Source organism: Pseudomonas sp. NPDC089554 (assembly GCF_050280645.1).
Taxonomy (GTDB): domain Bacteria; phylum Pseudomonadota; class Gammaproteobacteria; order Pseudomonadales; family Pseudomonadaceae; genus Aquipseudomonas.
The window spans coordinates 67,844-74,083 of sequence record NZ_JBNNVR010000018.1 but is presented as its reverse complement, the minus strand read 5'-3'; the positions used below and the strand labels follow the sequence as shown (position 1 = coordinate 74,083).

The following is a 6,240-nucleotide window of genomic DNA, read 5'->3' as shown; positions in this document are numbered from 1 at the left end:
GATGTTCATCTCCGAAGGCGCCACCGGCTACCCCTCGATGACCGCCAAGCGTCGTAACAACGCCGCCCACGGCATCGAGATCATCGGCGAGCAACTGCGCGCGATGATGCCTTGGATCGCAGCGAACAGGATCGTCGACAAGACCAAGAACTAAACGGGTCAGCTACTGAATAGGCTGAAAATGACAAGTCGACCGAAAGGTCGACTTGTCATTTGCGTAGAGATGAATGCTGCAATTGCGCTTGGGCAGTGGAAACTGCCTCAGCACAGATTTGCCTTAACCAGGTCACGAACGCGTCGGCGGCTGCCGAGGGTTGAAGCACCGTGACGCCATAATGGAAAGAAGGGGCGCTACGAATCTCGCCCAGGGGCACCAGCCGACCTTCGGCCAGCCACGACCGAGCCATCGATGGCCGGGTCAACACCACGCCTTGGCTGTTTGCCGCGGCCTCCAACATCATGCCCAGGTCGAGCAGTGCTGGGCCTGCTTGAGGTTCCGGCAGGTCCAATTGGGCTTCGCTAAACCATGGGCGCCAGGGCTCCAGCGGCGAGCGAATCAAGGGAAACCGAGCGATATCCTCGGGCCAATGCAAGGATGCGAGCCTGCCAAGCAAGCCCGGCGCGATCAGTGGCTGCAGCCACTCGTCCAGCAAGCGATGCGCGGGCTCCAGTTCGGAACTGTCGCCGCGGATACTGATATTGAATGTACCGCCAACCATCGGTACCAAAGGCGCCGAAAGTTGAACCTGTAGGTCGATGTTCGGGTGCGCCTCACTGTATTGCGAAAGGCGAGGAATGAGCACCTGGCGGGCGAAGGTCGGTGGGCAACTGATGGTCAGCCGCTGCTTACGCTGGGTGAGGCGGCTGTGCATCGGAACGGCGGCAAGCTGTTCCAGTATCGGAGTGATTTGCTCGAGATAGGCCTGCCCCTGGGCTGTGAGTACAACGCTTCCACCCAGGCGGTTGAACAGCACGACGCTAAGAAGTTGCTCCAAGCCCGATATGCGTTTTCGAAGCGCGCTGCTGGTTACCGATAACGACTCGGCAGCGCGATCGAACGACTTCATCTGTGCTGCCGCTTCGAAAGCGAGCAGGGCGTCCAAGGAGGGGAGGCGATAGCTGTTGAACCTGCTCATGCGTGCTCCCGGGCACTGGACGTTGCTGCGATCTTACCTCTCCTGCAAGGGCTTGGACAAAGCGGTCTTAACGCAAGCGCTCATGCGCAGTCGGATAACTACCGGGCAAGAGCATATCGCGGGTGATCTGGCTCAGGTCGGTATAGCCACACAGTGCCATTGTCCGGTCCATCTCTTTGGCAATGATCTCCAGTGTTTGCACAACACCCTTTTCCCCATGGGCACCCAGGCCGTACAAGTGGGCTCTGCCGATCAGCGTGCCTTTGGCCCCCAGCGCCAGTGCCTTGAGCACGTCCTGGCCACTGCGGATGCCGCTATCGAGCCAGACTTCAATCTTGTCGCCCACGGCGTCGACAATGGCTGGCAGCATCCGGATGCTCGAAGGTGCGCCGTCGAGTTGACGTCCACCGTGGTTGCTCACGATAAGCGCATCGGCACCCACCTGGGCGGCGATGCGCGCGTCCTCGACATCCAGGATGCCTTTCAATACCAGCTTCCCGCCCCAGCGCTGCTTGATCCATTCGATGTCGTTCCAGCTCAGGCGCGGGTCGAACTGATCGTTGGTCCATTGAGCCAGTTGGGTGAGATCATCGATGCCTTTGACATGCCCCATGATGTTTCCGAAGCGATGCCGATGCGTGCCGAGCATGCCTGTGATCCAGCGCGGTTTGCCCAGCAGGTTGAGGATATTGGCAGGGGTTGGCCGTGGCGGAATGCTCAGGCCATTTTTCAGGTCCTTGTTTCTCTGGCCATTGAGTTGAAGGTCCAGGGTCAGCACCAGCGCATCGCAACCGGCGGCTTTGGCCCGGTCGATCAGGCGGCCAACGAAGTCTCGGTCACGCATCATGTACAGCTGGAACCAGAACGGCGAGCCCACGTGCTCGGCAATGTCTTCCAGCGAGCAAATGCTGACCGTCGACAAGGTGTAGCGAATGCCCACGGAGGCAGCCGCCCGCGCCGCAAGTATTTCACCGTCCGGGTGGATCATGCCCGCGAGCCCGGTTGGCGCGATGGCAACGGGCATCGACATGTCGATACCGAGCCTCTTGGTTTTCAGCGAGCGGTTTTCGATATTGCGTGCGACGCGTTGACGGAACTTGATCCGCTCGAAGTCGCTTTGGTTTTCCCGGTAGGTGCTCTCGGTCCAGGAGCCCGCATCGACATACTCGTAGAACATTTTCGGTACACGCCGCCGGGCTGCCTGGCGAAGGTCTTCCACACAAGTAACGACGGCCATGACAGCCTCCTCTCCCAAGATATGGAAGGGATGCTAGCGATTGTGGTGCGCAGAGGAGGGGAAAAAAATGCGCGTCGACCACGCATCTTTTTCCGTTGAAGTGAACGTACCGGTCGGGCATTTCATGATCGCCCGACACCTGAACTCAAAGCGGCGTCAACACATTCATCACCGCATCCAACGCCACCCGCGTATCGTCCAACTGCACCAGCGAAGCATGCCGCGCGCCCAGCGCATCCCTGTTCTTGATCGCCGTAAGAATCGCCTTGTGCCGAGGCAGGCTCAGCGCCTGGATATCCGGCCTGCGGTTGGTGATGGCGATCGACTCGCGCAGTGGCAACGACAGCATGTTGCACATGTACGCCAGCAAATCGTTGTGCGTGGCCTCGGCAATCGCCCGGTGGAAATCCAGGTCGGCCTGCAACAGCTGCTCGTGAGTCTGCGCGCCTGCCATGCCTTCGTACGCCGCCTCGATCAAGGCGATGTCCTTATCGGTCGCGGTGCTGGCGGCCATGGCGGCGATTTCCGGCTCGAGGATCTTGCGCACGCCGGCCAGGGTGTTGAAGAACTCGCTGTGCGGCGTGGACTGCATCAGCCACGCCAGCACGTCCGGGTCGAGCAGGTGCCACTTGGCCCGGGGGCGCACCACGGTGCCGACCCGTGGCTTGGAATACACCAGGCCCTTGGCGCCAAGCACCCGGGTCGCCTCGCGCAGTACCGAGCGGCTGACCTGGTATTGCTCGCACAAGGTCGACTCCAGCGGCAGCGTTTGTTCCGGCTTGAAGTGCCCGGAGACGATCTGCGTACCCAGCTCCTGGACGATCCGGTTGTGCGAACTCTTGCGGCGTTGTGGGGGCTGGCTGGTCATCGAGGGGCAATGCTCTGGCGAAAAAATACGGCAAATCATACCGCCCCACCGCCCTGGCTGCATCGCAGGCGTGGGGCGGGGCAGGGCTCAGTGCGAATGACGGGGCACGTCGCTACCCCGGCAACCCACCAGGAAGTCGAAGTCGCAGCCTTGGTCGGCCTGCATCACATGGTCGATGTACAGCTGGTGGTAGCCGCCAACCAGCTGTTGCCTTGGTGCTTGCAGGTCGGCCATGCGTGCAGCCAGCTCGGCCTCGGGGATATCCAGGTGCAGCCGGCCGCTGGCGCAATCGAGTTCGATCCAGTCGCCTTCCTGCACCACCGCCAGCGGGCCGCCGGCGGCGGCTTCCGGCGCTACGTGCAGCACCACCGTGCCGTAGGCGGTGCCGCTCATGCGTGCGTCGGAAATTCGCACCATGTCGGTGACGCCCTGGGCCAGCAGCTTGGCGGGCAGGCCCATGTTGCCGACCTCGGCCATGCCGGGGTAACCCTTCGGCCCGCAGTGCTTCAGCACCAGGATCGAGCTGGCATCCACTTCCAGGTCCGGGTCGTTGATGCGCGCCTTGTACATGTCGAAGTCCTCGAACACCACGGCCCTGCCTCGGTGTTGCATCAGTGCCGGGGTCGCGGCAGAGGGCTTGAGCACCGCACCGCCCGGCGCCAGGTTGCCGCGCAGTACGCAAATACCGCCGTCGGCGCAAAGCGGGTTGTCGAGGGGGCGGATCACTTCGTCGTCGCCAAAGATCGGCGCCTCCTTGGTGTTTTCGCCCAGGGTCCGGCCATTGACTGTCAGCGCCTGCGGATGCGGCAGCAGGCCGGCTTCGCCCAGGCGGCGCAGCACGGCGGGCAGGCCGCCGGCGTAGTAGAACTCCTCCATCAGGAAGCGCCCGGAAGGCTGCAGGTCGACGAGAGTTGGTGTGCCGCGACCGATGCGGGTCCAGTCGTCGAGCTCCAGGTTTACGCCGATGCGCCCGGCGATGGCCTTGAGGTGGATCACCGCGTTGGTCGAGCCGCCGATCGCGGCGTTTACCCGGATGGCGTTCTCGAAGGCTTCACGGGTGAGGATTTTCGACAGGCGCAGGTCTTCATGGACCATGTCGACGATACGCATGCCCGACAGGTGCGCCAGCACGTAGCGGCGCGAGTCCACCGCCGGAATCGCCGCGTTGTGCGGCAACGAGGTGCCCAGCGCTTCGGCCATGCAGGCCATGGTCGAGGCGGTGCCCATAGTGTTGCAGGTGCCGGCCGAGCGTGACATGCCGGCTTCTGCCGAGAGGAACTCGTTGAGGTCGATCTGCCCGGCCTTGTACGCCTCGTGCATCTGCCAGACGATGGTGCCCGCGCCGATATCGCGTCCCTTGTGCTTGCCGTTGAGCATCGGCCCGCCAGTGACCACGATGGCCGGCACGTCGCAACTGGCGGCGCCCATCAGCAGGGCCGGGGTGGTCTTGTCGCAACCGGTCAGCAGCACCACGGCATCGACCGGGTTGCCGCGAATAGCCTCTTCCACATCCATGCTGGCCAGGTTGCGGGTGAGCATGGCGGTGGGGCGCAGGTTCGACTCGCCGTTGGAAAACACCGGGAACTCCACCGGGAAGCCACCGGCCTCCAGCACCCCCTTCTTCACGTGCTCGGCGATCTTGCGAAAGTGCGCGTTGCAGGGGGTGAGCTCCGACCAGGTGTTGCAGATGCCGATGATCGGCTTGCCTTGGAACTCGTGGTCGGGAATGCCTTGGTTCTTCATCCAGCTGCGGTACATGAACCCGTTCTTGTCAGCGCTACCGAACCATTGGGCCGAGCGCAGGACGGTTTTCTTGTCGGACATGCTTGTCTCTCTTATTAGTAGGACTATTTGTCTGATTGCTTGCCACAATCTAGGCTTGATTTTGCAGATTTGGAAGCGTTGTACTCAAAATAGTAGTACTTTATAGTCCGGCAACCGTCAGGCTTTTCAAAGGAGAGATGGCATGCATCTGGTTCAGTTCGAACTGGCTAACGGCGAGCGCCGGGTTGGCGTGGTAGAGGGGCAACAGGTGCATGAGGTGAAGGGCGCGAGCACGTTGCGCGAGCTGGCGCTGGCGGCGATCAAGGCAGGCGTGGGCCTTGAGCGCTGGGTGCAGGGTCGCGGCCTGGGCACTGCCCACGACTATGCGCAGCTGTTGGACAACCTGCGCATCCTGCCGCCGCTCGACCACCCGGACCCGGCGCATATGCTGATCAGCGGCACCGGCCTGACCCACCTGGGCAGCGCCTCGGCGCGCGACAAGATGCACCAGGCCGACGAAACCGCCATGACCGACACGATGCGCATCTTCAAGTGGGGCGTGGAGGGCGGCAAGCCCGCCGCTGGCGAGGCGGGCGTGCAGCCAGAGTGGTTCTACAAGGGCGACGGCAGCATCGTCGTGCGCCCCGGCCAAGCCTTCCCGCTGCCAGTCTTCGCCGACGACGGCGGCGAAGAGCCGGAGCTGGCCGGCCTGTACGTCATCGGCCAGGACCGCAAGCCGTATCGCCTGGGCTTCGTGCTGGGCAACGAATTTTCCGACCATGTGATGGAGCGCAAGAACTACCTGTACCTGGCCCACTCCAAGCTACGGGCTTGCAGCTATGGCCCGGAGTTGCGGGTCGGCGCGCTGCCATCTCACCTCGCCGGCGCCAGCCGCGTGGTGCGCGGTGGCGAGGTGCTCTGGCAGCAGGAGTTCCTGACCGGCGAGGCCAACATGTGCCACAGCCTGGAGAACCTGGAGTACCACCATTTCAAGTACAGCCAGTTCCTGCGGCCGGGGGATGTGCATGTGCATTTCTTCGGCACCGCTACGCTGTCGTTCGCCGCTGGCGTACGCGCGCAGCCGGGGGACCGTTTCGAGATTCACCTGCCCGAGTTCGGCGCACCCTTGGTCAACGGCCTGGAAGTGGTGCAAGCGCTGTTCGAGCCCGGCGCTGTGGGCACACTGTGATGAAGCTCAAGGCGTAGCGCGCACGAACAGCCATAAGATGCGTGCC

The 6,240-nt window shown here is 62.8% G+C and carries 5 protein-coding genes and 1 pseudogene; 2 read left to right on the top strand and 4 right to left on the bottom strand.

Going from position 1 to position 6,240, the window contains the following annotated elements; translation table 11 throughout:
- A pseudogene (locus ACQKPE_RS08390) lies at positions 1–154 on the top strand (ketol-acid reductoisomerase); the annotation flags it as partial.
- A 55-nt stretch (positions 155–209) separates the two neighbouring features.
- Here ACQKPE_RS08390 and ACQKPE_RS08385 read toward each other — a convergent pair.
- The 4 genes from ACQKPE_RS08385 to ACQKPE_RS08370 all read right to left on the bottom strand — a co-directional run bounded on the left by ACQKPE_RS08385 (position 210) and on the right by ACQKPE_RS08370 (position 5,065).
- A complete protein-coding gene (locus ACQKPE_RS08385) occupies positions 210–1,136 on the bottom strand; it encodes a LysR substrate-binding domain-containing protein (RefSeq protein ID WP_427664855.1) in 927 nt (308 codons plus the stop codon).
- Between the two features lie 67 nt (positions 1,137–1,203).
- Positions 1,204–2,373 (bottom strand): alpha-hydroxy acid oxidase, encoded by a 1,170-nt coding sequence (locus ACQKPE_RS08380; protein WP_427664853.1) that lies wholly within the window; start codon positions 2,371–2,373, stop codon positions 1,204–1,206.
- A gap of 145 nt (positions 2,374–2,518) precedes the next feature.
- Positions 2,519–3,241 (bottom strand): FadR/GntR family transcriptional regulator, encoded by a 723-nt coding sequence (locus ACQKPE_RS08375; RefSeq protein ID WP_427664851.1) that lies wholly within the window; start codon positions 3,239–3,241, stop codon positions 2,519–2,521.
- An 87-nt stretch (positions 3,242–3,328) separates the two neighbouring features.
- Positions 3,329–5,065, bottom strand: coding sequence for an IlvD/Edd family dehydratase (locus ACQKPE_RS08370; protein ID WP_427664850.1), 1,737 nt, complete (start codon positions 5,063–5,065; stop codon positions 3,329–3,331).
- 142 nt (positions 5,066–5,207) lie between these two features.
- Between ACQKPE_RS08370 and araD1 the strand changes: the two genes are divergently transcribed.
- Positions 5,208–6,194, top strand: coding sequence for an AraD1 family protein (gene araD1 / locus ACQKPE_RS08365; protein WP_427664848.1), 987 nt, complete (start codon positions 5,208–5,210; stop codon positions 6,192–6,194).
- Positions 6,195–6,240: the final 46 nt, after the last annotated feature.